20 protein-coding genes are annotated in these 24,006 nt (G+C 61.2%); 13 read left to right on the top strand and 7 right to left on the bottom strand.

Translation table 11 applies throughout. The annotated features are described in order from the left end of the window. The first annotated feature begins 62 nt into the window (after positions 1-62). From hmgA to RXV90_RS02305, 5 genes are read left to right on the top strand one after another with little or no spacing between them, the layout of a single operon-like run. A complete protein-coding gene (hmgA, locus tag RXV90_RS02325; RefSeq protein ID WP_316646627.1) occupies positions 63-1,424 on the top strand; it encodes a homogentisate 1,2-dioxygenase in 1,362 nt (453 codons plus the stop codon). Then, positions 1,421-2,416: a fumarylacetoacetate hydrolase family protein gene (locus RXV90_RS02320; RefSeq protein WP_316646625.1), complete on the top strand. Its 996-nt coding sequence runs from the start codon at positions 1,421-1,423 to the stop codon at positions 2,414-2,416. Before hmgA ends, RXV90_RS02320 begins: the two co-directional genes overlap by 4 nt. After that, a complete protein-coding gene (locus RXV90_RS02315) occupies positions 2,413-3,363 on the top strand; it encodes an MBL fold metallo-hydrolase (RefSeq protein WP_316646624.1) in 951 nt (316 codons plus the stop codon). Before RXV90_RS02320 ends, RXV90_RS02315 begins: the two co-directional genes overlap by 4 nt. A gap of 4 nt (positions 3,364-3,367) precedes the next feature. Further along, on the top strand, positions 3,368-5,017 hold the full coding sequence (locus tag RXV90_RS02310; RefSeq protein WP_316646623.1) for an FAD-dependent oxidoreductase: 1,650 nt from the start codon (positions 3,368-3,370) through the stop codon (positions 5,015-5,017). After that, positions 5,008-5,217 carry a DUF2783 domain-containing protein gene (locus tag RXV90_RS02305; protein WP_316646622.1) on the top strand — a complete coding sequence of 70 codons (210 nt, stop codon included), beginning with the start codon at positions 5,008-5,010 and terminating at the stop codon, positions 5,215-5,217. The genes RXV90_RS02310 and RXV90_RS02305 overlap by 10 nt, the downstream gene beginning before the upstream one ends. On the opposite strand, the gene RXV90_RS02300 is transcribed toward RXV90_RS02305, so the two are convergent. The 4 genes from RXV90_RS02300 to RXV90_RS02285 are packed head-to-tail and all read right to left on the bottom strand — an operon-like array spanning position 5,212 to position 10,235. Continuing rightward, positions 5,212-5,775 (bottom strand): sarcosine oxidase subunit gamma, encoded by a 564-nt coding sequence (locus tag RXV90_RS02300; protein ID WP_316646620.1) that lies wholly within the window; start codon positions 5,773-5,775, stop codon positions 5,212-5,214. The two genes, RXV90_RS02305 and RXV90_RS02300, sit on opposite strands and share 6 nt — an antisense overlap. Then, positions 5,768-8,668 carry a sarcosine oxidase subunit alpha family protein gene (locus RXV90_RS02295; RefSeq protein ID WP_316646619.1) on the bottom strand — a complete coding sequence of 967 codons (2,901 nt, stop codon included), beginning with the start codon at positions 8,666-8,668 and terminating at the stop codon, positions 5,768-5,770. The genes RXV90_RS02300 and RXV90_RS02295 overlap by 8 nt, the downstream gene beginning before the upstream one ends. After that, the gene (locus tag RXV90_RS02290; protein WP_316646617.1) at positions 8,665-8,949 is read right to left on the bottom strand and encodes a sarcosine oxidase subunit delta; all 285 of its coding nucleotides are present in this window, start codon (positions 8,947-8,949) and stop codon (positions 8,665-8,667) included. Before RXV90_RS02290 ends, RXV90_RS02295 begins: the two co-directional genes overlap by 4 nt. A 35-nt stretch (positions 8,950-8,984) precedes the next feature. Continuing rightward, the gene (locus RXV90_RS02285) at positions 8,985-10,235 is read right to left on the bottom strand and encodes a sarcosine oxidase subunit beta family protein (protein WP_316646616.1); all 1,251 of its coding nucleotides are present in this window, start codon (positions 10,233-10,235) and stop codon (positions 8,985-8,987) included. An 87-nt stretch (positions 10,236-10,322) separates the two neighbouring features. Between RXV90_RS02285 and RXV90_RS02280 the strand changes: the two genes are divergently transcribed. After that, positions 10,323-11,336, top strand: a complete 1,014-nt coding sequence (locus tag RXV90_RS02280; RefSeq protein ID WP_316646615.1) for a GlxA family transcriptional regulator — start codon at positions 10,323-10,325, stop codon at positions 11,334-11,336. Positions 11,337-11,351: 15 nt separating this feature from the next. Here the strand turns inward: RXV90_RS02280 and RXV90_RS02275 are convergent, their stop codons facing one another. Beyond that, on the bottom strand, positions 11,352-14,291 hold the full coding sequence (locus tag RXV90_RS02275; RefSeq protein ID WP_316646614.1) for a putative bifunctional diguanylate cyclase/phosphodiesterase: 2,940 nt from the start codon (positions 14,289-14,291) through the stop codon (positions 11,352-11,354). A gap of 18 nt (positions 14,292-14,309) precedes the next feature. Beyond that, a complete protein-coding gene (locus RXV90_RS02270; RefSeq protein WP_316646613.1) occupies positions 14,310-14,753 on the bottom strand; it encodes a hypothetical protein in 444 nt (147 codons plus the stop codon). Positions 14,754-15,225: 472 nt separating this feature from the next. Here RXV90_RS02270 and RXV90_RS02265 point away from each other — a divergent pair, with 472 nt between their 5' ends. From RXV90_RS02265 to RXV90_RS02235, 7 genes are all read left to right on the top strand, one after another. Continuing rightward, complete coding sequence (locus tag RXV90_RS02265) at positions 15,226-16,284, top strand: ABC transporter permease (protein WP_316646612.1); 1,059 nt, start codon at positions 15,226-15,228, stop codon at positions 16,282-16,284. After that, positions 16,281-17,054, top strand: a complete 774-nt coding sequence (locus tag RXV90_RS02260; RefSeq protein WP_316646611.1) for an ABC transporter ATP-binding protein — start codon at positions 16,281-16,283, stop codon at positions 17,052-17,054. The genes RXV90_RS02265 and RXV90_RS02260 overlap by 4 nt, the downstream gene beginning before the upstream one ends. 6 nt (positions 17,055-17,060) lie before the next feature. Beyond that, the gene (locus RXV90_RS02255) at positions 17,061-18,863 is read left to right on the top strand and encodes an MlaD family protein (RefSeq protein ID WP_316646610.1); all 1,803 of its coding nucleotides are present in this window, start codon (positions 17,061-17,063) and stop codon (positions 18,861-18,863) included. Then, positions 18,860-19,525 carry an ABC-type transport auxiliary lipoprotein family protein gene (locus tag RXV90_RS02250; protein ID WP_316646609.1) on the top strand — a complete coding sequence of 222 codons (666 nt, stop codon included), beginning with the start codon at positions 18,860-18,862 and terminating at the stop codon, positions 19,523-19,525. Before RXV90_RS02255 ends, RXV90_RS02250 begins: the two co-directional genes overlap by 4 nt. Positions 19,526-19,643: 118 nt before the next feature. Then, positions 19,644-20,690: a pyridoxal-phosphate dependent enzyme gene (locus RXV90_RS02245; RefSeq protein ID WP_316646607.1), complete on the top strand. Its 1,047-nt coding sequence runs from the start codon at positions 19,644-19,646 to the stop codon at positions 20,688-20,690. After that, the gene (locus tag RXV90_RS02240) at positions 20,687-21,853 is read left to right on the top strand and encodes a M24 family metallopeptidase (protein WP_316646606.1); all 1,167 of its coding nucleotides are present in this window, start codon (positions 20,687-20,689) and stop codon (positions 21,851-21,853) included. The genes RXV90_RS02245 and RXV90_RS02240 overlap by 4 nt, the downstream gene beginning before the upstream one ends. Further along, positions 21,850-22,584 carry a maleate cis-trans isomerase family protein gene (locus tag RXV90_RS02235; RefSeq protein ID WP_316646605.1) on the top strand — a complete coding sequence of 245 codons (735 nt, stop codon included), beginning with the start codon at positions 21,850-21,852 and terminating at the stop codon, positions 22,582-22,584. The genes RXV90_RS02240 and RXV90_RS02235 overlap by 4 nt, the downstream gene beginning before the upstream one ends. Here RXV90_RS02235 and RXV90_RS02230 read toward each other — a convergent pair. After that, positions 22,567-23,880, bottom strand: a complete 1,314-nt coding sequence (locus RXV90_RS02230; protein ID WP_316646604.1) for a hypothetical protein — start codon at positions 23,878-23,880, stop codon at positions 22,567-22,569. The genes RXV90_RS02235 and RXV90_RS02230 overlap by 18 nt on opposite strands. Positions 23,881-24,006: the final 126 nt, after the last annotated feature.

Genomic DNA, 24,006 nt, shown 5'->3' with positions numbered 1-24,006 from the left:
TTTCGGTTGTTAGTTACAAAAGCAACTGATAGCCCGGAGCACAAGCATGTCGGAGGGATCTGATGAACACGCACAGCGCGCCGCACAGGATGGTGCAGGCCCCCTCGCTGCGGGGGGCGCACGAGGGGTACATGCCGGGATTCGGCAACGACTTCGAGACCGAGGCGCTTCCGGGCGCGCTGCCGCAGGGCATGAACAGCCCCCAGAAGTGCAACTACGGCCTTTATGGCGAACAGCTTTCGGGCACGGCTTTCACCGCGCCGAGCCATCAGAACGAGCGCACGTGGTGCTATCGTATCCGGCCATCGGTGAAGCATTCGCACCGCTATGCACGGATCGATCTGCCCCACTGGAAATCGGCGCCGCACATCATCGAGGACGTCACCAGCCTTGGCCAGTATCGCTGGGATCCGGTGCCCCACAGCGACACGCCGCTGACGTGGCTGACGGGCATGCGGACGATGACGACGGCGGGCGACGTGAACACGCAGGTCGGGATGGCGAGCCATATCTACCTCGTCACGCAGTCGATGGAGGATGCGTATTTCTATTCCGCGGACAGCGAACTTCTGGTCGTGCCGCAGGAGGGCCGGCTGAGGTTTTGTACCGAGCTTGGAATCATCGATCTGGAGCCGAAGGAAATTGCCATCCTGCCGCGGGGTCTGTTGTACCGGGTCGAAGTGCTTGAGGGGCCGTGTCGGGGGTTTGTCTGCGAAAATTACGGGCAGAAGTTCGAACTGCCCGGGCGGGGCCCGATCGGGGCGAATTGCATGGCGAACCGGCGGGATTTCAAGACGCCGGTGGCCGCGTTTGAAGATCGCGAGGTGCCCTCGACCGTGACGATCAAATGGTGCGGGCAGTTCCATGAGACGCAGATCGGGCATTCCCCGCTTGACGTGGTGGCCTGGCACGGGAACTATGCGCCGGTGAAGTACGATCTGAGAACCTACTGCCCGGTGGGTGCGATCCTGTTCGATCATCCCGATCCGTCGATCTTCACGGTGTTGACCGCGCCTTCGGGTACGCCGGGGACGGCGAACATCGATTTCGTGCTGTTCCGCGAACGTTGGATGGTGGCCGAAGATACGTTCCGCCCACCCTGGTACCACAAGAACGTGATGTCGGAGCTGATGGGCAACATCTATGGCCAGTACGATGCGAAGCCGAAGGGTTTCGTGCCGGGGGGCATGAGCCTTCACAACATGATGCTGCCTCATGGGCCGGACCGTGAGGCTTTCGAGAAGGCGTCCAACGCGAACCTCGGGCCCGACAAGCTCGACAACACGATGTCGTTCATGTTCGAAACCCGGTTTCCTCAGCACCTGACGGCCTTCGCGGGCAGGGAGGCCCCATTGCAGGACGATTACATCGATTGCTGGGAGAGCCTTGAGAAGAAGTTCGACGGCACTCCGGGGCCGAAATGAAATACGGGACGATCCGGATTCCCGGTGAACCGATATGGAAGACACCCTTTCCCGACGGTCGCCTGGTACAGGTTTCGGAGAGCCTTGGCATTCTCGGGCGTGAGGTGCGCGAGACGATGCAATCCGCGCTCGACCGGGGATTTGGTGGACTGCAAAGCAATCATTCGGAGGAATTCTCTGAATTCGAGTTTGCTGCGCCCCTGCCGCGGGCCTACCAGTTCCTTGACGCTTCGGCCTACGTGAATCACGTCGACCTTGTGCGGCGTGCGCGGGGGGCGGAGATGCCCGAGCGATTCTGGGCCGATCCGCTGATGTATCAGGGTGGGTCCGACATGTTCCTGGGCCCGTGTGATCCGATTACGGGAGACCCGGCCTGGGGGATCGATTTCGAGGCGGAGATCGCTGTCATCACCGATCTGATCGAAATGGGTTCCAGCCGCGACGAGGCGGCGGGCGCGATCCGGCTTGTCATGCTTTTGAACGACATCAGTCTGCGGAACCTCATCCCAGACGAATTGTTGAAGGGGTTCGGTTTCGTACAGTCGAAGCCGGCCTGTGCGTGTTCGCCCGTGGCTGTTACGCCTGATGCGTTGCCCGGCTGGGACGGGGGGAAGCTTCACGGCACGCTTTGCGTCGATCTGAACGGGGCGCCCTTCGGGCGCGCGGAGGCGGGCGAGGACATGACCTTCGATTTCGGGGTGCTGCTGGCCCATGCGGCCAAGACGCGGCATCTCGGGCCCGGTACGGTTCTGGGCAGTGGCACGGTCTCGAACCGAGATGCCGATGGCGGCCCCGGGCGGCCAGTGGCCGACGGCGGGCGGGGATATTCCTGCATTGCCGAGCAGCGAATGGTCGAGACGCTTCGGGATGGCGCGCCGTCGACAGAGTTCCTCAAACCAGGGGACCGGGTCAAGATCTGGATGAACGACGACGCAGGAAACAGCATTTTCGGGGAGATCTATCAGACCGTTGCCCCGTGGGAGGGCGCATGAGCAAGGCTTTCGCATCGCAGGGAGACCTGACAGAAAAGAGAATCACCTTCGACGAGATTGGCGAGGGTCTTTATGCGTTCACCGCCGAGGGTGATCCGAATTCAGGCGTGATCATCGGGGACGAGAGCGTCATGATCGTCGAGGCGCAGGCCACGCCGCGGTTGGCGCAGAAGGTGATCGACAAAGTGCGGGACGTGACGGACAAGCCGATTAGCCATCTTGTTCTGACCCATTATCACGCGGTCCGGGTATTGGGGGCGTCGGCTTACGGAGCTGGGCAGACCATTATGTCGGAGACCGCGCGCGCCATGGTGGCCGAGCGTGGGCAAGAGGATTGGGACAGCGAATTTCAGCGGTTTCCGAGGCTGTTCGAAGGGCATGAGAGCATTCCAGGACTGACATGGCCTACGACGACGTTTTCCGACCGTATGACCGTCTATCTCGGAAATCGGCGGGTCGACATCATGCATCTGGGCCGGGCGCATACGGCGGGTGATGCGGTGATCTTCGTGCAGGACCAGAACGTGATGTTTACGGGCGATATCGTGGAGTATCATTCCGCCTGCTATTGCGGGGATGGGCATTTCGGGGATTGGGGCAGCACCCTTGACGCGATCAGGGCCTATGATGTCGATGCGATCGCGCCGGGGCGGGGCGATGCTTTGCAGGGCCGGGACATGGTGAACCGGGCGATCGAGAATACGCGGGATTTCGTATCGAGCACCTATCGCCCGGCGGCGCGCGTCGCGGCGCGGGGCGGCACACTGAAGGAGGCATGGGATGCGGTACGGGCGGCATGCGACCCGAAATTCTCCGACTACGCGATCTATGAGCACTGCCTGCCCTTTAACGTCGCACGGGCCTATGACGAGGCGCGCGGGATAGACACGCCGCGGATCTGGACCGCCGAGCGCGATCTTGAGATGTGGACCGCGCTTCAGGGCTGAGCGCATGGTGGGCGCCTCATACACGCTTGCCTTCGAGCTGTACCCTTATGCCAAGGTGACCGATCAGGATGTGCCGGCGAGGCAGCATCCGGTGATCGTGATAGGCGGAGGACCGATCGGGATGGCGGTGGCGCTTGACCTGGGGCGGCGCGGGACGCCGGTTCTCGTGCTCGATGACCATGATGGGGTGGGGCAGGGCAGCCGGGCGATCTGTTTTGCCAAGCGGACGCTAGAGATTGCGCATCGGCTTGGTGCCGGGCAGGAGATGGTGGAGAAGGGCGTCGTCTGGAACGTCGGACGGGTGTTTCACGGGCAGAAACAGGTGTTTGAGTTCAACCTGTTGCCGGAGGACGGGCATCGCTATCCGGCCTTTATCAACCTTCAGCAGCCCTATTTCGAGAAGTTCCTGTTCGAGGCGATTGAACGTGCGCGTGCCGAGGGTGCACCGATCGAGATTCGCGGGCGGAACGAGGTTGTGGGGCTTGAGCAGCGGGACGATGGCGTGCGGCTTTCCATCGACACGCCGGATGGGCTCTACGAAGCCCACGCAGAATATGTAGTGGTCTGCGACGGCGCGCGATCCCCCACCCGGCAGCGGATGGGGCTTTCCTTCGACGGGCGGGTCTTCGAGGATAATTTCCTGATCGCTGATGTTAAGATGGCCGCCGATTTTCCGACGGAGCGCTGGTTCTGGTTCGAGCCGCCGTTCGAAGGCGCCGGGCAATCCGCACTCTTGCACAAGCAGCCCGACAATATCTGGCGTATCGACTTTCAGCTTGGGTGGGACATCGACAGGGCGGCGGAGCTCGATCCTGAACGAGTGCGCGCGCGTGTCGATGCGATGCTGTCGAGCCGGTCCGGCGACGTGCCGGATTATGAGCTGGAATGGACGTCGATCTATACTTTTCAGTGCAGGAGGATGGAGCGATTCCGGCACGGGCGGGTTTTGTTTGCAGGCGATGCCGCGCATCAGGTTTCGCCCTTTGGGGCACGCGGGGCAAATTCGGGGATACAGGATGCCGACAATCTGGGCTGGAAACTTGATCTCGTGTTGCGGGGGCTCGCGCCCGATGGACTGCTTGACAGCTATTCGAAGGAGCGGGTGCACGGGGCGGATGAAAACATCCTGAATTCGACCCGATCGACAGATTTTCTGACACCCAAGACCGAAATCAGCCAAATCCTCCGAAACGCGGTTCTGGATCTTGCGGGTGCTTACGCCTTCGCGCGGCCGCTGGTGAATTCGGGGCGTCTTTCAGTGCCCTGCGTCTATGATGGCCTGTCCCTCAATGGACCGGATCGTCTGAATGGACCGGAACGCAGCCGTGTGGGTTCGCCCTGTCCGGATGCGCCGCTCGGGAAGGGGTATCTGCTGGATCGTCTTGGGGACGGGTTCGCTATTCTGGCGTTAAACTGCGATCCGCCCGGGTTGCGGGAGGTAGATGGCATACCGCTTGGGCATCTGCGGCTCGATATGCCATCGGACGATCCTTCCGGTGCGCTGGCGGACCGCTATTTGGGAGGGCAGAGCCGGGCAATTTACCTGATACGGCCGGATCAGCATGTCGCGGCGCGGTGGCAGGACGCCACCGAGGACGAGGTGGCCGGCGCGCTTCGGACGGCGCTGGCAAAAGGGGGGGAAGGATGCCTCTGAACCTGTCACCGAATATCCCGGACCCGGATGCATTCTATGACCAGCTGCTTTTGGCCCATCAGGGCCTCAGCAAAGCCGAAAGTGATGCACTTAACGCGCGGCTTATCCTGATCCTTGCAAACCATATCGGGGCACCGGACATTCTGCGGGCGGCGCTTGAGGCGGCGCGGCTTGAGAGACCGGGAGACCAGGCTTCATAGGACGTTGCGATACGACGTTTCAACTGCATGCAGAAAGGAGCGCGCTGAAGAGCTTGCCGACATGAGGAGGAACTGGTTGTCCGCGAGGCGGAGGACCAGCGCGCCCATGTGCTCCATCACTGTGCGGCCTGCGCCGCCTTCGGAGAACGAGGCGACATCGAGCGGGCAAAGCCGTTCGAGGGCGGCGAGGGTGTTCGGACCGCTGACCTCGAGGATGATCCAAGCGTCGGTCTGATCGATGGTGTAGCCTCTGCCGTTCAGCTTTTGCCGAGCCGAAGCCTCGGCGTCTGGATTGGCGTGCGGGAAGATCAGGAGGATCTGGTCAGGGGCGGTGCGCAGTGCGCGGATCTCCCCCGCACGCGAGGATCGCGTCGGGTCGGGGACAGCGATGCCCCATTCATCCAGCAGAGCGGACGCAAGCCCTTCCTCTTCGCCTTGTGGTGTGGCGATGGAGACGATCGTGAGATCGGTGCGTTCCGCGATACGGTTGCCGCCGATCGTGATGTCCGCGCGCCCCAGAGACGGCTGGGGCTCGAGCGTGAAATGGAACTCAGCCACGTTGGCGCACTCCCTCAGGGTCGATATGGTGGGGGGAACAGACTTCGACGAGGATGTCCTGCCCGCGCACGGGGCTGAAGGCGCGGATGGTTTCGCCGTGCCGGAGGCGGCCTTGCTTCAGGAAGCCGAGCCCGATGGAGTGCCCGAGTTCCGGGGACCAGGCGACCGACGTCATCCAGCCTTCGTCATGGGCCATGTCTTCTGGAGCGCCGCGGGACAGGAAGTGTGCCCCGGCCGTGAGCGCGACCGAGCGGTCGACGGGGCGGAAGCCGACGAGTTGGAGGCCGTCGATCCGGGCCATTTCCTCGCGCCCGGACATCGCAGTGCCGATCGCATCCTTCTTTTGCGAAACCATTCCGCTCAGGCCCATCATCTCTGCCGTTGTCTGGCCATTGATCTCGTTCCCCGCCACGTGACCCTTTTCGACTCGCATGACGCCAAGTGCCTCTGTCCCGTAGGGCGCGACGCCGAGATCTTTCCCAGCCGCCATCAGGGCTTGGATCATGCTGTTGCCATAGCGTGCAGGCACGGCGATCTCATAGGCGAGTTCGCCGGAGAAGGAGATCCGAAAGAGGCGTGCCGGCGTGCCCCCCAGAACCGTGCAAGCCGTGCAGGCCATGAATGGAAACGCCTCGTTCGAAACGTCGAGGCCATCGACGATGCGCGAGATCAGGATACGGGCGCGGGGGCCGGCGACAGAGAATTGCGCCCAGGCGTCGGTTGTTGAAATCAGGTGTACGTCGAGATCCGGCCAGAGGCACTGGCGGGCGAATTCGAGCTCGCGGAAGACCGTGACGGCGTTCGCAGTTGTCGTCGTCATTACGAATTGGGTCTCGGACAGCCGCGCGCTAGTGCCGTCGTCATAGGCAAAGCCGTCGTCCCGGAGCATCAGGCCATAGCGCACGCGCCCGACCGGCAGCTTGAGGAAGGCGTTCGAATAGACGCGATTGAGGAAGTCCGCGGCGTCCCGGCCCTGGATATCGATCTTGCCGAGGGTAGAGACGTCACAGACACCTACCGCCGACCGGGTGGTGCGCACTTCGCGGTCAACGCTGTCGCGCCAGCCTTTTTCGCCCGGCAGGCGATACCATTGGGCGCGGAGCCAGAGCCCCGCTTCGACGAAATCCGCACCGTTTTCAGCCGCCCAGTCGTGGGAGGGCGTCAGACGGTAGGGCCGGAAATCCTTGCCACGGGCCCGACCCGCGAAGGCGCCTATGGGGACCGGGGTGTAGGGCGGGCGGAACATCGTCGTGCCGGTTTCGGGGATTGTCCTGCCAGAAATCTCGGCCATGATCGCGAGGCCGAGTATGTTGGCCGTCTTGCCCTGATCCGTCGCCATCCCTAAAGTCGTGTAGCGCTTGAGATGTTCGACGGAGCGGAAGCCTTCCTGGTGTGATTGCCTGATGTCCTTCGCGGTGACGTCGTTCTGCAGGTCGACCCAGGCGCGAGCCCTGCTTTCTTGCACGTACCAGAAGGGTTTGGTGTCGAAAGGTTCATCATCCGCGGTGGGTGCGCTTCCCGTTGCGCCGCGATGACCGAAGTCAGAGGCAATTTCGGTTCCCGCGGCATGGGCATCCCGGACGATCGCGCCGAGGGTCATCGTGCCGGCGGCAGCCCCCGTGACAGTCATTCCTGTGGGAAGGTCGGAGCCGGGGATAAAGGCCGAGATCTCCTCTTGCCACACCGGACGGCTCCGGTGGTGGCAGGTCAGGTGAACGTTGGGCGACCAGCCGCCCGAGACGGCGAGGCAATCGGCTTGGATGGTTCGACCGTCGCTTAGCGTTATGGATTTCAGGGCTTTGCGGCCCGATGTGTGGACGACATGCACGCCCTCACGGGTGTCGAGGACCGTGACATCGATGCCCTTGGCCGACAAATCCGATGCCGTTCTGAGCCCGTCTTCATTGTTCGTGAAGAGCGCCACCTTGCGCCCGGGGGTGACGCCATAGCGGTTAACGTAGGATCGTACAGCGCCAGCCAGCATGATGCCGGGCCGGTCGTTGTTGCCGAAGGCAATGGAGCGTTCGGTTGCGCCGGCGGCGAGGAGCGCGCGTTTGGAGTATATCCGCCAGAGGACCTGGCGCGGTGTCCCGCCAGTATCGGGCAGGTGATCTGTCTTTCGTTCCAGAGCGCCGTAGATCCCGTGATCGTAGGCCCCGTAGACGGTGGTGCGCGGCAGGAGGCGGACATTGGGCATGGCGGCGAGTTCGGACGCGGCCTCCATCGCCCAATCCGCACCCGGACGGTCGCCAAGAAGGTAGGATTCCGAATTGAGGCGGCCGCCCCAACGGAAATCCTCGTCGGCGAGGATGACGCGGGCCCCGCCGCGTGCCGCGGCAAGGGCCGACGTCAGCCCGGCGGGCCCTGCGCCGATCACTAGAAGGTCGGCGTGAAGAAAGCCGTGATCGTAGCTGTCCGGATCCTCCCGCCCCGAGAGCCGGCCGAGGCCGGCGGACGCGCGGATCATAGGTTCGTAGAGCTTTTCCCAGAACGCCTTCGGCCACATGAAGGTTTTGTAATAGAAGCCCGCGCTTAGAAATGGGGCGAGAAGATCATTCACCGCCATCACATCCCATTCGAGCGGCCCACGATGGTTCTGGCTGGTGGCGTAAAGGCCATCGAAAAGTTCGACGGTGGTGGCGCGGGTATTGGGCTCGCGCGCAGAGCCCTTTCGAAGTTCTACCAGTGCGTTCGGTTCTTCCGACCCTGCTGTGAAGATCCCGCGTGGGCGGTGGTATTTGAAGGACCGGCCCACAAGACGGAGTCCGTTGGCGAGAAGCGCCGAGGCGAGAGTGTCGCCCGGATGGCCGGTAAGCCATCGCTCGTTCCACTGGAACTTCAGAACCGTTTCCCTGTCAATCAGGCCGCCGTCAATCCGATTGGGCTGGTTCATCGGGAACGGCCCCGCTCGCGGGCCACGCCACGGGCGAGTTCGACGCGAATGATCTCGTGGGTGAGTGTGTTGCGGGTGACGACGAGCCAGGACCGGTCTCCCTGTTCGTGATACCAAAGCTCGCGGTGTTCGCCTGCAGGATTGTCCCTCAGGTAGACGTAATCGTGCATTTCGTCGGCGGAGGCGGCGAGCCCGTCGGGGCGATCGATGAGCGAAGCGTCACCCTTGTAGACGAATTCCGCCGCATCGCGGGGGCCGAGAAGTGGATGATCAATGATCATGGCGGGATCGTTCGGCGTGGTTCATGGTCGAGGTCTCAGTGGAGGTTCGGCTGGGCGCCCGCGCCCTTTTCGTCAATCGGGGCGCCCCGACGGAACCGGTCGAGCCGGTAGTGCCGGGCGGTTTCGTGCGGCTGGTCGGTGGCGAGCAGTTGTGCGTAGCAGTATCCGCTTGCCGGTGTGGCCTTGAAGCCGCCGTAGCACCAGCCGCCGTTGAAATAGAGCCCCTCGATCGGCGTCCGGTCGATGAAGGGGGAACCGTCCATCGACATATCCATCACGCCGCCCCACATCCTGAGAAGTCGGGCCCGCCCGATCATCGGCATGATCGCCATGCCGCCTTCGCAGACGTCTTCGACCACGGGCAGATTTCCGCGCTGGGCGTATGTGTTGTAGCCATCGATGTCGCCACCGAAGACAAGGCCGCCCTTGTCCGATTGGCTGACGTAGAAATGACCGGCACCGAATGTGATGACGCCGGGGATGACCGGCTTCAGGCCCTCGGAGACGAAGGCCTGCAGCACGTGGCTTTCGATCGGGAGGCGGAGGCCTGCTTGCTCCATCACCCGGCCTGATGAGCCGGCGACGCATACCGCGACCTTCCTGGCCCGGATCGCGCCACGGGTGGTTTCGACGCCCGAGCAGATGCCGTTCTCGATTCTGAAACCGGTAACTTCGCAATTCTGCACGATATCGACACCTCGGCTGTCGGCACCGCGCGCGTAGCCCCAAGCAACTGCGTCGTGGCGGACGGTTCCCCCTCGCGGTTGCCAGAGCGCGCCGTGGATCGGAAAACGGGCATTGTCGAAATCGAGGAAGGGGCACATTTCACGAAGTTGCGGGCGGTCGACCAGTATCGCATCTGCGCCCGAAAGGTGCATGGCGTTGCCGCGACGTACATAGGCGTCGCGCTGGGCATCGCTGTGGTAGAGGTTCAGGATACCGCGCTGGCTGACCATGGCGTTGTAATTGAAATCCTGTTCCAGCCCTTCCCAGAGTTTCAGCGACAGTTCGTAGAACGGCTGGTTTCCCTCGAGCAGGTAGTTTGAGCGGATGATTGTCGTATTCCGGCCGATGTTTCCGGAGCCGAGCCAACCCTTTTCAAGTACCGCCACATTCTGTTCGCCGAACTCCTTTGCAAGGTAATAGGCGGTCGACAAACCATGGCCGCCGCCGCCTACGATGACGATGTCGTATGCGGGCCGGGGATCGGGGTCGCGCCAGGCCGGTGCCCAGCCTGTATTGCCCGTCAGCCCTTCTTTCAGGAGTCTCAAGGCGGAGTAGCGCATGTCGGATCCGAGCTTGAATTGATGCTCGACGTTAAGCGCCGTGGATGGTGTAGATATATACAGAAAACAGACGTAAAACTTCTCAATATGGACGCATTGTCATCTCCCCATCGGACCTATCGAATCGGGATCCTTCCGGTTCCGGGCTTTGCGCTCATGTCCTACGCCTCGACGGTGGAGCCATTGCGGGCCGCAAACCTGCTGTCCCGTCGTGCACTTTACGACATTTTCCATTTCGGTCTCGAAGGAGATGTTGAAAGCTCCGGTGCCGCCTCGATCAGCGGGGTGCAGCGGGTTGGCGGGCGCACGGATCTCGATCTTCTGGTTGTGGTGGCCGGTGGGGATCCTTTCGCGTTCCAAGAGCCAGCCCTGTTTCGCTGGCTGCGGCAGGCTGCGCGAGCGGGTGTTCGGATCGGGGGCGTTTCCGGAGGCCCTGTCGTGCTGGCACGAGCGGGTCTTCTCGCCGGCCGGCGCCTGACCGTTCATTGGGAGCACGCGGCCGGGCTGGCCGAGCGATACCCCGATCTCATCATCGAGCGCAGGCTTTTCGTTGTGGATCGTGACCGGATGACGTGCGGCGGCGGCACTGCGCCGCTTGACATGATGCACGCCCTGATCGCCGAGCGGCAGGGGGCCGAGTTTGCGCATCTCGTGAGTGACTGGTTTCTGCATACCGATATTCGCAATGCCTCGGATCCTCAGCGTGGCGGGATAGCTGACCGGTTGGGTGCGCATTCTCCCCGTGTTCTCGAGGCACTGGGGGCGATGGAAAGCCATGTGGGCGATCCTCTCAGCCTGTCACAGCTTGCGATGATTGCCGGGGTCACGCCGCGGCAACTGAACCGATTGTTCCAAGCTGCCTTCGGTGAAAGTGTGATGATGCATTATCGGGGTCTTCGTCTGCAGACGGGCCGGCGTCTGCTGCAATCGACATCGATGGGGATCGGCGAGATCGCCTTTGCAACGGGCTTTGCGAATTCGGGGCACTTTTCGACGTCATTCAGAGAGCGCTTCGGGATCAGCCCGAGACGAGACCGGCAGGCAGGTGCCCAAAGGTTGGCAGACACCGGCATCGCGGGGGCGGGCGGGATGGCAGGGTAACGCGAGCTGATAGGGTCAGGCGACGGCGTTTGTCGTCCGGTGGCATTCGGGACGCTGACGGCAGAATTCGATCAGGTCGTCGAACGGCATCGGTTTGGCCAGCGCAAAGCCCTGCAGGGAGTCGCATCCGAGCGATTTCAGAAGCTCAGTGTGATTGTTCGTTTCCACCCCTTCGGCGACCACTTCGATGTTCAGCGCGGCGCCGATATCGATTATTTTCTTCACGAGGTTCAGATGACGCTGTGAGTTCGTGATTGGCTGAATTATCGCACGGTCGATCTTCATTGCACACGGATTGACCGCCATCAGGCCGGCCAGCGATGCGCGGTAGCTTCCGAAATCGTCGATCTCGATTTCGATCCCGCTCTCCTTGAGGGTGTCGATGGCCCAAGCGACGGAGTCACTTGGATTGTCGAGAGACATGGATTCCAGAAGTTCGTGCGCGATGGTGACGTCCTCTCCAAGCCTTTCTGCAAGTCGCGCGGCGAGATCTGCCTTCAGGAGCCTGTCGAGTGTGACGTTGAAGCTGACCCTTGGAACGGTGAGGCCGTGGGTATGGAGAGTTTCGACATCACTGACGACCTTCTCGAAAAGGATCTCGTCGATCAGACCCACGAGGCCGAGATCTTCCGCCGTGCCCAGAAAGCTCGATGGGGGAACCCATCCATGTGCCGGATCATGCCAGCGGCAGAGAACTTCCACACCACGGATGTTGAAACCCTCGGCGAGGAATTGCGGTTGGTAATAGGGTACGAAGGCACGTTTATCGATGGCAACCCGGATGCGATCTGACAGATCGCGGCGCTCCCGTGATCTGTTGGCGAGTTCGGATGTGAAGAAACAATATCGGTTCTCGTCGGAGCGTTTCGCGCTGTAGAGCGCGAGGTCAGCGTTCAGGACAGCGACACTGGCGTCTCCTTCGGCCTCGCTGCCGAATGCGATGCCGATACTGGCGCCGACGCGGATCAGCCGTCCTTCGTATTCAATCGGTGCTTCGATCCGTGCGATCAGGGTACTGGCAATCTCCTGTGCGGCGGCTTCGGACAGATCCTGCTGGAAAATGACGAGAAACTCATCACCACCGATCCGGTAGCAGGTTGCATCGCTGCCGCAGGTGATTTTCAGGATCCCGGCGACATGGGACAGGACGTGATCACCCGCCGCATGCCCCAGAGCATCGTTGACGTCCTTGAACCGGTCGACGTCGACTTGCATGACGCAGAATTCCGAGGCCATTTCCGCCGACACCTTGGTGGTCTTCGCGATATCTGCGTCTGCCTGCCGGCGATTGCCAAGACCCGTGAGAGTGTCATGCATCGCAAGCCATTCCATCTCCTCGCTCGTGCGGGAAAGCTCCGCGAGGTTGCGCGCGATGATGCGCTGCTGTTCTTCGTTCTCGATGGCCAGGGCCTGACGTTCGAGCATGTCTTGCCGTAAAAGCTCGACGGCTTCGCCAAGCTTGTCGAAGCCGAATGCGCGCTGCTCTATCAGGAATGGCTGTCCGAGATTGCCCTCTGACAATCCAAGGATCGTTTGCGTGACGCGGGAGAGCGGTACGAGAAAGCGGCTGCGTGCCATCCACACCACCCAGAAAACCAGCGCACCGAGGCCGAGCGCGAGGATGATAAAGGTTGTCGTGTAAATTCCGACCCAGACCGTTGTGTTTTGCCGTGTTTCTCGTGCGTGGAACGCGATATCTGCGGAGAGCCGGGCCATCGTCGCCTGAAAGAGGTTCTGGAACTCAATGCGTTCAGAGGTGACGTTCCGCAGTCGCGTCCAATCCTCCCGGATTGACGCGGTATGGGACGTTGCCCCGGTGGTGTCGTCTTCCAGAAAGGGGGCAATACTGAGAAGTCCGGGAATCCGGAATTGTAGCTGAGCGATCAGCATGTTGACGCGGTTGTCCGCAATCTCGAGATCTTCACCGGATGCAATAAAAGCATCGATTTGAACCTCGAGGTCGAGGATCAGTCTGTTGACGCGCGTGATCGAGTTGCCGATGCGTCGAAGCTCGGTCAGGTTGTCTTGAACGGCACGCGCCTCATTCAAGGTCTGCGACAACTCGTTGGCGATGGATGTTTCGCGGGTCCGCAACGCCCTCAGGTAGCCTTCCATTGCCCAGACCAGACGACGGACTGCCGCTGGAATGTCGTCAGGGTTTGATGAAAGCAGATCCTCGAGTGAGTTCGCCACCCGGGTGATGTTGGGTGTGCATATCCGCTCCGTGCCTTCGATTTCTCCCGGGCTGCACGGCTCTGGGAGTTTTCCCGCATCGAGAGCCTGGATCATGGATGCCAGAAGATCCGGTGGGGCATTCGTCTCTGCCAAGCGATCGATGGCAAGTATCTGTTGCTGCATCGATTGAACTGAGAGTAGGGAGGCGATCAGCGTGGTCTTCAAATCATTGAGCCGGCGTTGCTCCATATCGATCTGACGTGACCTTTGAAGTAATCCTCGTTCCGCTTCCGAAAGTTGGGTCGCCCACTTTCCGGAAAGATCCTGCAAAGCATCCTCCGACGCCTTCAGATCTTCATATAGCGGCTCAAGCATTGCTTCCCGCTCTCGAGCAGCGTCGAACAGCCCTCGTGCTTCGGTTTCAAGGAGCGCAAGATCCTTTGCCACACCGTGGCGCGTGGCGTCGATGCGCTCTTCAGAAAGTTCGGCCCTTTCCGCGATAATTGCCCGCAGAGTATCAAAGGCGGCCACAACGGGTGCCGCCGTGCCAGTGCGATCTGTTGCGGGCCCGAATTGCGTTCGTGCCATGAGGCTTTCGCGGATGCTGTCAACCTCGGCAATCCAGTCCCAATGCTCGATTTCGGCTTGAAGCCTTATCACCGACACGATTTGAACGGCCGCCATCGCACCGACGACGACCGTTGCACCGATCAGAAATCTACGAAGCCCTGTGGTTAGGGTCGTGTTTTCGCGTGGCGCTTCCGCACTCGTTTTGGGCAATGCTGCGCCTGCCCCAAACTATCGGCACACCATGACGGTGACTTCCATGCCATTTGCGCGCTTTGCGTGGCATTTGTAGTCGTACTCCTCCTGAGTGTCATAGTGATACCATTTGAGTGCGGCATCGCCTTCAACCTCTGCGGCGGCGGCGATGATTGGCCAAACCAATGCGCCAGTCAGGTCGGCGGTTTCCGAGTAATCCGCGGCAAGCGTTTCGGGTTCGCGGTTGTCTGCGATCACGATCGGGCCGTCGAAGAGATTGACGCCCATTCGGGAACTGACGAAGGGTTGATCCGGATCGTGCATCGCGGTCACGGCCGCTTCGAGCCCCTGTTCCTCCACGATCGCGATCATCTGGTCAGCGATATGTTTCGCATCTTCTTTCGTGCCAAAATCACCATCGGCGCCGGCATAGGCCGGGAACGCGACGGCGAGGACGGCGAGACCGACTATCCGGGTCATCTTTACCTCTAGCGTTACGTCTAATTCTGGAGCGGGCGAGAGATAGCCCGCCCAGGTTACGAAACGGCTAAGACTCAAGGGGTGACAATCTGTAAGAAGACAGGGCTTACCGGGCGGCCAAGCGGGTGACGCCGTCTTCGAGTTATCGTGGCTCAGATCGCCTTTCCGCGGTTGCGGAATCGTCGATGCACGACCCACTGCACCGACCTGCGGTTCACAGTGATCTTCTTTCTCTCAGATGAGGCGATTTCGGGTTGACCGGTTGGCGGTCCGACGTGGATGGCACAAGGCATGCTTCAAAGCGTCGAATTGGTGAGCGGCCCGATGCAAAAGACATTGTGTTCGCGGATATCCCACTTCCTTAGCTGTTGCGAAATCCTGCTTTACGGGCGAGGGTTTTCACGAAATGGGTGCGGCTAATCTGACTTTTGAAGATGTTGGGGAACGGGTTGTCCTGAAATTCGGGGGCCGAATGGTCACCGAAGGGCTTGGGCGTATCGAGGACGCTTTGAAGGCCATGCCATCGGGGCGAGATCAGGTCACCCTCGATCTGTCGGCAGTCGAGGGGCTCGATACCGGCGGTGCGTGGGTTCTTCTAAGCCTCACCGAACGACTGGAGCTCGACGGTGCGAGCGTGGCCCTGACCGGTGCAACAAACGATCAATTGGCGTTGATCGAGACAGTGCGTCGGAACCGACCGGAGGCGCCGGAGGATGAAGCGGTGCAACGCGGGCTGCTGCCTTTCCTGGAGCGGATGGGGGAAAGAACAGTGGGTGGCGTACAGTCGATGCTGTCGCTTCTCGAATTCCTCGGGCTCACGCTTCACAGACTGGCCATGACGGCTATCCGGCCATGGCGGCTTCGCGGGACATCGCTGGTTGCCCAGATCGAGGAGGTTGGATTCAAGGCCATACCCATTGTGGCGCTCATGGGCTTTCTGATCGGGGTGGTGCTGGCCTTCCAGGGTGCCGCGCAGCTCAGGCAGTTCGGTGCCGAGGTATTCGTTGTCGATCTGATCGCGATATCGGTGCTGCGAGAACTCGGCATCATGCTGACGGCGATCATCGTCGCCGGTCGATCTGGCTCGGCCTTCACGGCCGCGATCGGCTCGATGAAAATCCGCGAGGAGCTTGACGCCATGCGCACGCTCGGTCTCGACCCGATCGAAGTTCTAGTTCTCCCGCGTGTACTGGCGCTTGTGATCGCGCTTCCGATCCTAGGGTTCGTTGCGAACCTTTCGGGGCTTTTCGGAGGTGCGCTGATGAGCTGGATCGAACTTGGGATCAGCCCGGGAATGTTCATCACCCGGTTCGGCGAGGGCACGGATGTCTGGCACCTTGGGGTGGGCATGATCAAGGCGCCGTTCTTTGCCGTCATTATCGGGGTGGTGGCCTGCTGGCAGGCGACCCTTGTGGGCGGCTCGTCCGAGAGCGTGGGCCAAAGGACGACGATTGCCGTCGTTCAGTCGATCTTTCTGGTGATCGCGACGGATGCGATCTTTTCGATCTTCTTTTCCGAGCTTGGCATATGAACGGTGCTCGCGAAGCGATCATCGAGGTTCGCGGGCTGGTGAACCAGTTCGGGACGCAGCGCGTTCACGACAACCTCGACCTCGACGTCTGGACCGGTGAGGTGCTTGGGATCGTGGGCGGATCGGGGACGGGGAAATCGGTGCTTCTGCGCTCGATCGTCGGGTTGCAGAAACCTGTTGCGGGATCGATCAAGGTGCTGGGCGTAGATGTTCTGAACGCGCCCCGAGATGAGCGACTGGATGTTGAAAAGCGCTGGGGGGTGGCCTTTCAGGACGGAGCTCTTTTCTCCTCGCTGACCGTGGTGGAAAACGTCATGGCGCCCATGCGGGAGCATTTGAAGCTGAGTGTCGGTCTGATGAAGGCACTTGCCGAACTTAAGATCAGCATGGTGGGGCTTCCACCGCTTGCCTGCGGTAAGCTGCCCTCTGAATTGTCGGGCGGAATGCGGAAAAGAGTGGCATTGGCGCGGGCTTTGGCGCTGGATCCGGCGATCGTGTTCCTGGATGAACCGACTGCAGGGCTCGATCCCATCGGCGCGGCGGCCTATGATGACCTCATAGGAGAATTGCAGCGTGCGCTAGGGCTTACTGTCTTCATGGTGACCCATGACCTCGACAGCCTTTACGCGATCTGTGATCGTGTTGCGGTGCTCGCGGAAAAACGCGTGCTTGTCGAGGGGACGCTCAAGGATATGCAATCGGTCGACCATCCCTGGGTTCGCGAATATTTCAGCGGGCCGCGTGCCCGCGCCGCGATGACGGGGGCCTGAGCCGGGATGGAGACACGGGCCAATTATATCCTGATCGGTGCATTTACAATTCTTGGCATACTTGGTGCGCTTGGATTTTTCTTGTGGCTCGCCAAGGTCGAGGTAGACCGCCAATACGCCTACTATGACGTGCTGTTCGAGGATGTTTCCGGCCTCGGGAATGCAGGTGACGTTCGATATAATGGCTTGCAGGTTGGTCAGGTCGTCGGGCTTGAGCTTGATGAAACGGACCCATCGAAGGTGCGGGTCAGGATCGAGGTGAACGCAGAGACCCCGGTCAAGACCGACACGGTGGCGACACTCGCGTTGCAGGGCGTGACTGGGGTCAGTTTCGTGGCCTTGTCCGGTGGGTCGGCGGAGGCGGCTGCGCTGCCTGAAGGCGGTGAAATTCCGACGGAGCGGAGTGCAATTCAGTCGATCTTTGAAGGGGCGCCCGAGCTTCTGGAGCGCGCGATTGCCCTTCTGGAAGACGTGAACGATGTCGTAGACGCAGAAAACCGGGCCGCGGTGACGGAAATTCTCGGCAACCTTTCGTCGGCATCGGGCCGGCTGGACAGAACACTGGAGGACTTCGAGGCTCTCTCCGATGATCTCGGAGCCGCCGCCCGGGAGGTTGCGTCTTTTACGGACCGGTTGCGGGCGCTCAGCGACACTGCCGAAACGACGCTGACCACGGCGACCGAAACGCTTGAGACGGCGCAGGGCGCGATCCGCCGGTCAGAGAGTGTGATCGATCAGGCGGGGACGGCGCTTACGACGGCTGAGCGGGCTTTCGCGACGGCGGATACGTTGATGCAGGAAGACCTTTCGGAGCTGGTGCGGAACGCCTCGTCCGCTGCCGCGCGCATCGAAACGTCAATCGAGACGCTTGAACCCGCGGCGGCGGCGACGCTTGAGGCGGCGGCGCGACTGGCCGATGAACGTTTGCCGGCACTAATCGCACGAGCCAACGAGACACTCGACGTCGTGGATCGAGAGGCCGTGGCTTTGTCCGAGGAAGCGCAGGCCGTGATGGCCCTGGGGGCTGCGCGTCTTACGGAAGCCGAAGAAACACTGCGGCTTCTGGATCGGACGTTGCAGGAGGCCGGATCCGCGATGACCTCGGTTGAGGCAACGTCCGAGGCGGTAAGCACGCTTGTCACCGAGGATGGTCAGGCCCTGATTGCGGATGCGCGAGTTGCCGTCAGTACGATCCGCACGACGGTAGAATCCCAATTGCCCGTGTTGATCGAGGATGTTCGTGGGGCGTCGCAGACAGCAAACAGGGTGATCGAGTCGGTCGGAGCGGATGTGTCCGGGGTTGCTGGGCGCCTTGAAGGATTGGCGGATGAGGCCGGAACCACGCTCGCCGCCGCGACCGAGACCTTCGCGAACGCGAACGAGACACTTGCCGCTGTCACCTCGGCCATGGAGACCGCAGAAGGGACCCTTGGTACTGCGGAAACAACCTTTGCATCCGCGAACCGGGTGATCGAGGAAGATGTGGGCGCAATCGTTACGGATGTGCGGCGCGCGATGGAGACATTTACGCGGACGGTCGATGGCGCGTCGGAGGATATCGAGGCGATTTCGGATGAAGTGCTGGCAGCGGCGACCTCGGCCTCGAACTTCGTGGGAACGCTGGAAGAGGTTGTTGTCGAAAACCGGGTTCAGGTGGACGATTTCCTGAGGAGCGGCCTTCCGGAGTTCGTGCGCTTTATCGAGGAGGGCCGCGTGCTCGTTGAGAACCTCAAGCGGCTGGTTGCACGCATCGAGCGTGATCCGGGCCGCTTTCTGCTTGGAACACAAAGCTCGGATTTCCGCCGATGAGACATCGCCTTTCGACCCCCGCCGCCTGTCTGTCGGGATTGCTGCTTCTGAGCGGATGCTCGGGCCTTGCAACGCTTGCGGAGGTCGCGACTCCTTCGGAGCTTTACATGTTGTCTCCGAAGAGCACATTCGGTGCGAACCTTCCGCGTTTGACGCAGCAGATTGTCGTCGAAGAGCCAACGGCAACTGCCGCGGTCAGCACCGACCGGATCATGGTGCAGCCGAGCCCCCTGAGGGTGCAATATTTTCCCGATGTGCGTTGGGTCGATCGTGCGCCAGTGATCGTCCAGACGCTTCTGATCGAAAGCTACGAAAACAGCGGCAAGGTGGCGGCGGTCGGGCGATCGACGGTAAGCCTGCGCGCGGATTACCTGATCGTCACGGACATTCGCGAATTCCACGCCCGTGTGATGTCGCCTGATGAGCCGAAGACCAGCCCTCTCGAAGTTCAGGTGCGGCTGAATATGAAGGTTATCGATGCAAGCTTTGACAGGATCATTGCTTCGCGATCCTTTGAGGAATTCATGGTGTCGCAAAGCGATGAGATCGATGATGTGATCGAAGCGTTCGATGAGGCACTGGGAAAGGCCATGCGCGATCTCGTTGAATGGAGCGTGCGGGAGATCAGTGCACACGCGAGACGGCCAGATCCTGAGGGTTAGAGTGGGCAGTCGCTCACTCCATCATGGAAACTCACGAAGGTGCGTCTGAGTTTCGGAGATTCACGGCGTTCCCGGAGCTTTGCTTGACCCTTGAACCCGCCTTCGCCACGTTTCGTGGATGGAAACACTCAAAAACCCCCATCGTGGTATCGGACTAAACCATGCCAACCTTACCGCAGCGCCGGATCCTTCGGTGGCAGATCAGAATGTGCTTTCTCTTTTGTCCAGATGTCCGCGAGCCGGCGTAACCCCTCTCGTCGAGTCGGATTTTCTTGCCGCTAAGGCCGGTGTCGGGCGTTTCTTTCTAAAGGACGAACGCGAACGGATGGGGCTTGGAAGCTTCAAGGCACTCGGGGCGGCCTATGTCATCGCCTGCGATCACGAGGCGGGGCAAGCGGAGGGCCGGACGTACATCGCCGCAAGTGCGGGGAACCACGGGCTTTCGGTTGCAGCCGGTGCCGCGGCCTTCAAGGCGCGGGCGATCATATACCTGTCTGAGCAGGTGCCTGAAGCATTTGCCACCCGGCTGAAAGCGCAAGGCGCCGAAGTCGTGCGTTCCGGATCGAGCTATGCCGAAAGCATGGAGGCGGCTGCGCGAGCCGCGGCGGAGCAGGGTGCCGTGCTTCTGTCCGACAGTTCCTGGGAGGGCTATTTCGAGATCCCTCACCGGCTGATGGAAGGGTATCTGGCAATGATGGCGGAGGTATTTGAGGCGATCGACAAGCCGCCCACACATCTATTTCTGCAGGCGGGTGTTGGCGGCCTGGCGGGTGCGGCGGCGGCTGCCGCGCGGGCGGCCTGGGGTGACGAGACCTGCATCATCGTGGTGGAGCCGGAGGTTGCGCCCGCTCTACTTGCGTCGATCAAGGTCGGAAGGCCGGTTCTAGCCGATGGTCCAGTCTCCGCCATGGGCCGGCTTGATTGCAAGGAACCATCGCTTATCGCGCTGAAGGGATTGGCGCGGGATGCCGACTTCTTCATGACGATCACCGAAGAAGAGGGCGCGGCCGGAGCAAAGATTGCGGCGTCAGCAGGGTTGCAGTCGACGCCTTCGGGCGCGGCCGGGCTTTCCGGCGCGATTGTCGCCGCTCAGTCGGCGGCCATCCCGCAACTCGACACGGCGGCGCGCGTTCTCTCGATCTTGAGCGAGGGGCCGGAGGCATGAGCCTTCCAGACCGGGGTTTCCCTGCCGCCGAATTCAAGACGAGGCTGACGCGCGCGCAGGAAGAGATGGGGCGTGTAGGGCTTGATGCCATTCTTCTGACGACGGAGCCGGAGATCAGATACTTCAGCGGCTTCCTTACGCGCTTTTGGGAGAGCCCGACGCGACCCTGGTACATGATCCTGCCAGCGGAGGGCGCGCCGGTAGCGGTGATCCCATCTATCGGGGCGCATCTTATGGGCCAAAGCTGGATCGAGGATCTCCGAACCTGGAACTCGCCGGATTACGAAGATGACGGGATCAGCCTTTTGGCGGAAGCGCTGCGTGAGACCGTGCCGGATGGCGGCGTGATCGGCCTGGCACACGGCCGCGAAAGCTATGTGCGGATACCGCTGGCAGATCTTGCCCGACTGAAAGCTGATATCGGACAGCGCCGCATAACGGGAGAGGCGGGCATTCTGCGTGCGCTTCGGCTTGTGAAATCGGAGGCCGAACTTTCGAAGATCCGACGCGCCTGCGGAATTGCGGGGGCTGCCTTCGATCGCGTCTCCGAGATAGCGCAAATCGGTGTGCCGCTTTCGGAGGTTTTTCGGCGATTTCAGGCGCTGTGTCTCGATGAAGGTGCGGACTGGGTTGGGTATCTTGCCGGGGCTGCCGGACCGGGCGGCTACGGCGACGTCATCTCGCCTGCGAGCGAGACGCCCCTTGCGGAAGGCGATGTGCTTATGCTGGACACGGGGGTCGTCTGGGACGGCTATTATTGCGACTTCGACAGAAATTTCGCGATCGGAGCTGCCTCGGATTCGGTGAAGAATGCCTACAGGCGGCTTGTGGAAGCCGTTGAAGCCGGGATCGCAACTGCCCGGCCGGGTGTTACGGTCGCCGACCTATTTCATGCAATGGCCCGGGTTACGGGGACGGGCGAGGGCGCGTCTTCTGCCGGAAGATCGGGCCATGGTCTTGGAATGCAGCTTACAGAGTGGCCGTCTCTCATACCGGCTGATCGGACGGAACTGCGCCCTGGCATGGTATTGACGCTCGAACCTTCGGTGGACGTTGGCCCGGGTCGCATTCTCGTTCATGAGGAAAATATCATGATCACAGAGAAGGGGGCGGCATGGCTTTCGCCGCGTGCGCCCGCAGACATGCCGGAATTTTTGTCATGAGCAGGTTCGATTATACGGTACAGGAGTTGGCAGGGCCGAAGTTCGGCTTGCTCGTCCTGCAAGCGGACGAAACCATCGAGCGGGATTTCCGCCGGCTGATGCCGGCCGGGGCAGAACTTCTGGTCTCTCGTGTTCCGTCGGCCGTCGATGTGACGCCGGAGACACTTGCGGCCATGAAGGATCATCTCACGGCCGCGGCGACCCTGTTCCCGGACAGGTCACATTTTGATGTGGTGGGCTATGGCTGCACCTCGGCGACGGCCGAGATCGGCGCCAACCGTGTTGCCGAGCAGATCGGTGCGGGTGTCAAGACCGATGCCGTTACAGAGCCTCTTTCGGCACTCGTCGCGGCCTGCAAATCGCTTGAAGTGTCACGGATCGGTTTTCTCTCGCCATATCTTCCTGCCGTATCCAACAAGTTGCGGGATGTTTTGGCTTCGCGCGGCATCGAAAGCCCGCTCTTCGGAAGCTTCGATGAGGCAATCGAGGCGCGGGTCGTGCGGATCGATGGAGCGTCGATCAGAACCGCGGCACGTACGCTTGCAAGGAAGGGCGAAGTTGACGGGATATTCTTGTCTTGCACAAACCTGCGGACACTCGATGTGATCCCGGATCTTCAGCGCGAGCTTGATATGCCCGTCTTATCGAGCAATCTCGTACTGGCTTGGCACATGCTGCGACTTGCCGGGGAAGGGCCGGTCTCACCCGATCAACTATTGAGCCCGTGCTGATGCTGGGGATCGGGCCAGAAGGATTGCGAGGAATGCCGGAATCAACCAGGCGATCCGGGATTGATAGCGATCCACGGGGTAAGAGAGGCCGCCGAATATCAGCGCGTTGACAGCAATCGCAGCGATCAGAACGAGGAGCATGCGGCGATCCTCGACCGAGAGCCTCCCGGTAAGCCAGAGGTACAGAAGCCAGACCGACGCAACGGCCGTCGCCACTTTCGTTACCCAGTCGAATATTTCGAATACCGGTGTGTCAAGTGTATCCTGCGCAGCGACGGTGAACCCTACCGGCGTGTCCGCCGTCTTGACGATGGGAAGTATCTCTCCGGTTCCGATCCTAATTACCTGGAGCAGCGCGTTGCGAGACAGGGCCCATGTCTGGGCAACTGGATATTCGCGGAAGGCGTTGAAGAGGATGGCGCTTTCTTCTCTTCGGAGTGTGTCGAGTTCCTCGGCGCTGAGACTCTTGATCCCTGCTTCGGACCAGAGGAAATCTCCGACAGTTTCGGGAAACTCGTCAAATGCGGCGCAAATCTCGTAACGTTCCGCTTCGCATGCGTTGCGGAGATGCCAGAGAGCCGGGCCATCCTCGATCGAACGCGACAATAGGATCGGCAGACGCTTTGGAGCCACTTCCGCAGAGCCCGTGGCGGCCGCGCTTGCGATGAGATTGAGGAGAACCGCAGTCAGGATCGGGACTACTGCAGCCACTCCGGCCAGCAAGAGTGGCTTTCCGGCCAATGCCCGCAGTAACAGCGACATCAGGGCCAGCGCGGCGGCCAGCGGAATGTTCCCGTAATGCGCAGCAACGGCGAAACAGGCGATCAGTGTAAGCAAGATCTGCCCGGCGCGGCCAAGCTTCTCGAACGGTCCGGCGATCAGCATGTAGAAGACAATCAGCGCGGCGCCCAGGATATCCGGCATCGCGTAGGATGCCATCCAAGGCAGAGTGGTGAGGCCTGCCACGGGGAGAAAGCCCAGGATTGCACTGGACCGCGTCGGACACGTCCGCCCAGCGCAGGCGAGCGCCCCGAGCCCGAACAGGGTTAGCGCGGTCTGGGCCCATGTCATGAGTGCGAGACCAACGGGGCTTTGCGTCGTGAGGTAGGAAAAGAGCGTATAAGCCGGGGCACGCAGCAATCGGATTCCGCCTTCGCTTCCGATGCCTTCGCCACCATTTGATGCGGCTTCCGGCAGGAAGCCCAGCCGGGTGATCGCCAATTCGACTGCGGCCCGGCCCTGATCGACGTATCCTGCTGTATCGAAATACCCCAGAGGCGCAGTCGTAAGAAGCATCGGCCAAGACAGGATCACTGCGGCAAAACAAGCGGCCATGCCAATCCGTGCGAGCGAAGGAGAAGTAGCTTCCCCTTGTGCAGGTATGAGGGTGTCGGGCGATCGCAGTGTCACGTCTGGCCTGTT

Origin of the sequence: Ovoidimarina sediminis, from assembly GCF_032586175.1 — a bacterium.
Lineage (GTDB): Bacteria > Pseudomonadota > Alphaproteobacteria > Rhodobacterales > Rhodobacteraceae > Ovoidimarina > Ovoidimarina sediminis.
The sequence above is the reverse complement of the archived record's forward strand: the minus strand, read 5'-3'. Positions and strand labels throughout refer to the sequence as shown.

Bases quoted from the DNA above. Each gene is read 5' to 3' on its own strand.
- hmgA (WP_316646627.1), top strand. From the start codon at position 63: ATGAACACGCACAGCGCGCCGCACAGGATGGTGCAGGCCCCCTCGCTG.
- RXV90_RS02320 (WP_316646625.1), top strand. From the start codon at position 1,421: ATGAAATACGGGACGATCCGGATTCCCGGTGAACCGATATGGAAGACA.
- RXV90_RS02315 (WP_316646624.1), top strand. From the start codon at position 2,413: ATGAGCAAGGCTTTCGCATCGCAGGGAGACCTGACAGAAAAGAGAATC.
- RXV90_RS02310 (WP_316646623.1), top strand. From the start codon at position 3,368: ATGGTGGGCGCCTCATACACGCTTGCCTTCGAGCTGTACCCTTATGCC.
- RXV90_RS02305 (WP_316646622.1), top strand. From the start codon at position 5,008: ATGCCTCTGAACCTGTCACCGAATATCCCGGACCCGGATGCATTCTAT.
- RXV90_RS02295 (WP_316646619.1), bottom strand. From the start codon at position 8,668: ATGAACCAGCCCAATCGGATTGACGGCGGCCTGATTGACAGGGAAACG.
- RXV90_RS02290 (WP_316646617.1), bottom strand. From the start codon at position 8,949: ATGATCATTGATCATCCACTTCTCGGCCCCCGCGATGCGGCGGAATTC.
- RXV90_RS02285 (WP_316646616.1), bottom strand. From the start codon at position 10,235: ATGCGCTACTCCGCCTTGAGACTCCTGAAAGAAGGGCTGACGGGCAAT.
- RXV90_RS02280 (WP_316646615.1), top strand. From the start codon at position 10,323: ATGGACGCATTGTCATCTCCCCATCGGACCTATCGAATCGGGATCCTT.
- RXV90_RS02270 (WP_316646613.1), bottom strand. From the start codon at position 14,753: ATGACCCGGATAGTCGGTCTCGCCGTCCTCGCCGTCGCGTTCCCGGCC.
- RXV90_RS02265 (WP_316646612.1), top strand. From the start codon at position 15,226: ATGGTCACCGAAGGGCTTGGGCGTATCGAGGACGCTTTGAAGGCCATG.
- RXV90_RS02260 (WP_316646611.1), top strand. From the start codon at position 16,281: ATGAACGGTGCTCGCGAAGCGATCATCGAGGTTCGCGGGCTGGTGAAC.
- RXV90_RS02255 (WP_316646610.1), top strand. From the start codon at position 17,061: ATGGAGACACGGGCCAATTATATCCTGATCGGTGCATTTACAATTCTT.
- RXV90_RS02250 (WP_316646609.1), top strand. From the start codon at position 18,860: ATGAGACATCGCCTTTCGACCCCCGCCGCCTGTCTGTCGGGATTGCTG.
- RXV90_RS02245 (WP_316646607.1), top strand. From the start codon at position 19,644: ATGGAAACACTCAAAAACCCCCATCGTGGTATCGGACTAAACCATGCC.
- RXV90_RS02240 (WP_316646606.1), top strand. From the start codon at position 20,687: ATGAGCCTTCCAGACCGGGGTTTCCCTGCCGCCGAATTCAAGACGAGG.
- RXV90_RS02235 (WP_316646605.1), top strand. From the start codon at position 21,850: ATGAGCAGGTTCGATTATACGGTACAGGAGTTGGCAGGGCCGAAGTTC.
- RXV90_RS02230 (WP_316646604.1), bottom strand. From the start codon at position 23,880: ATGCTTCTTACGACTGCGCCTCTGGGGTATTTCGATACAGCAGGATAC.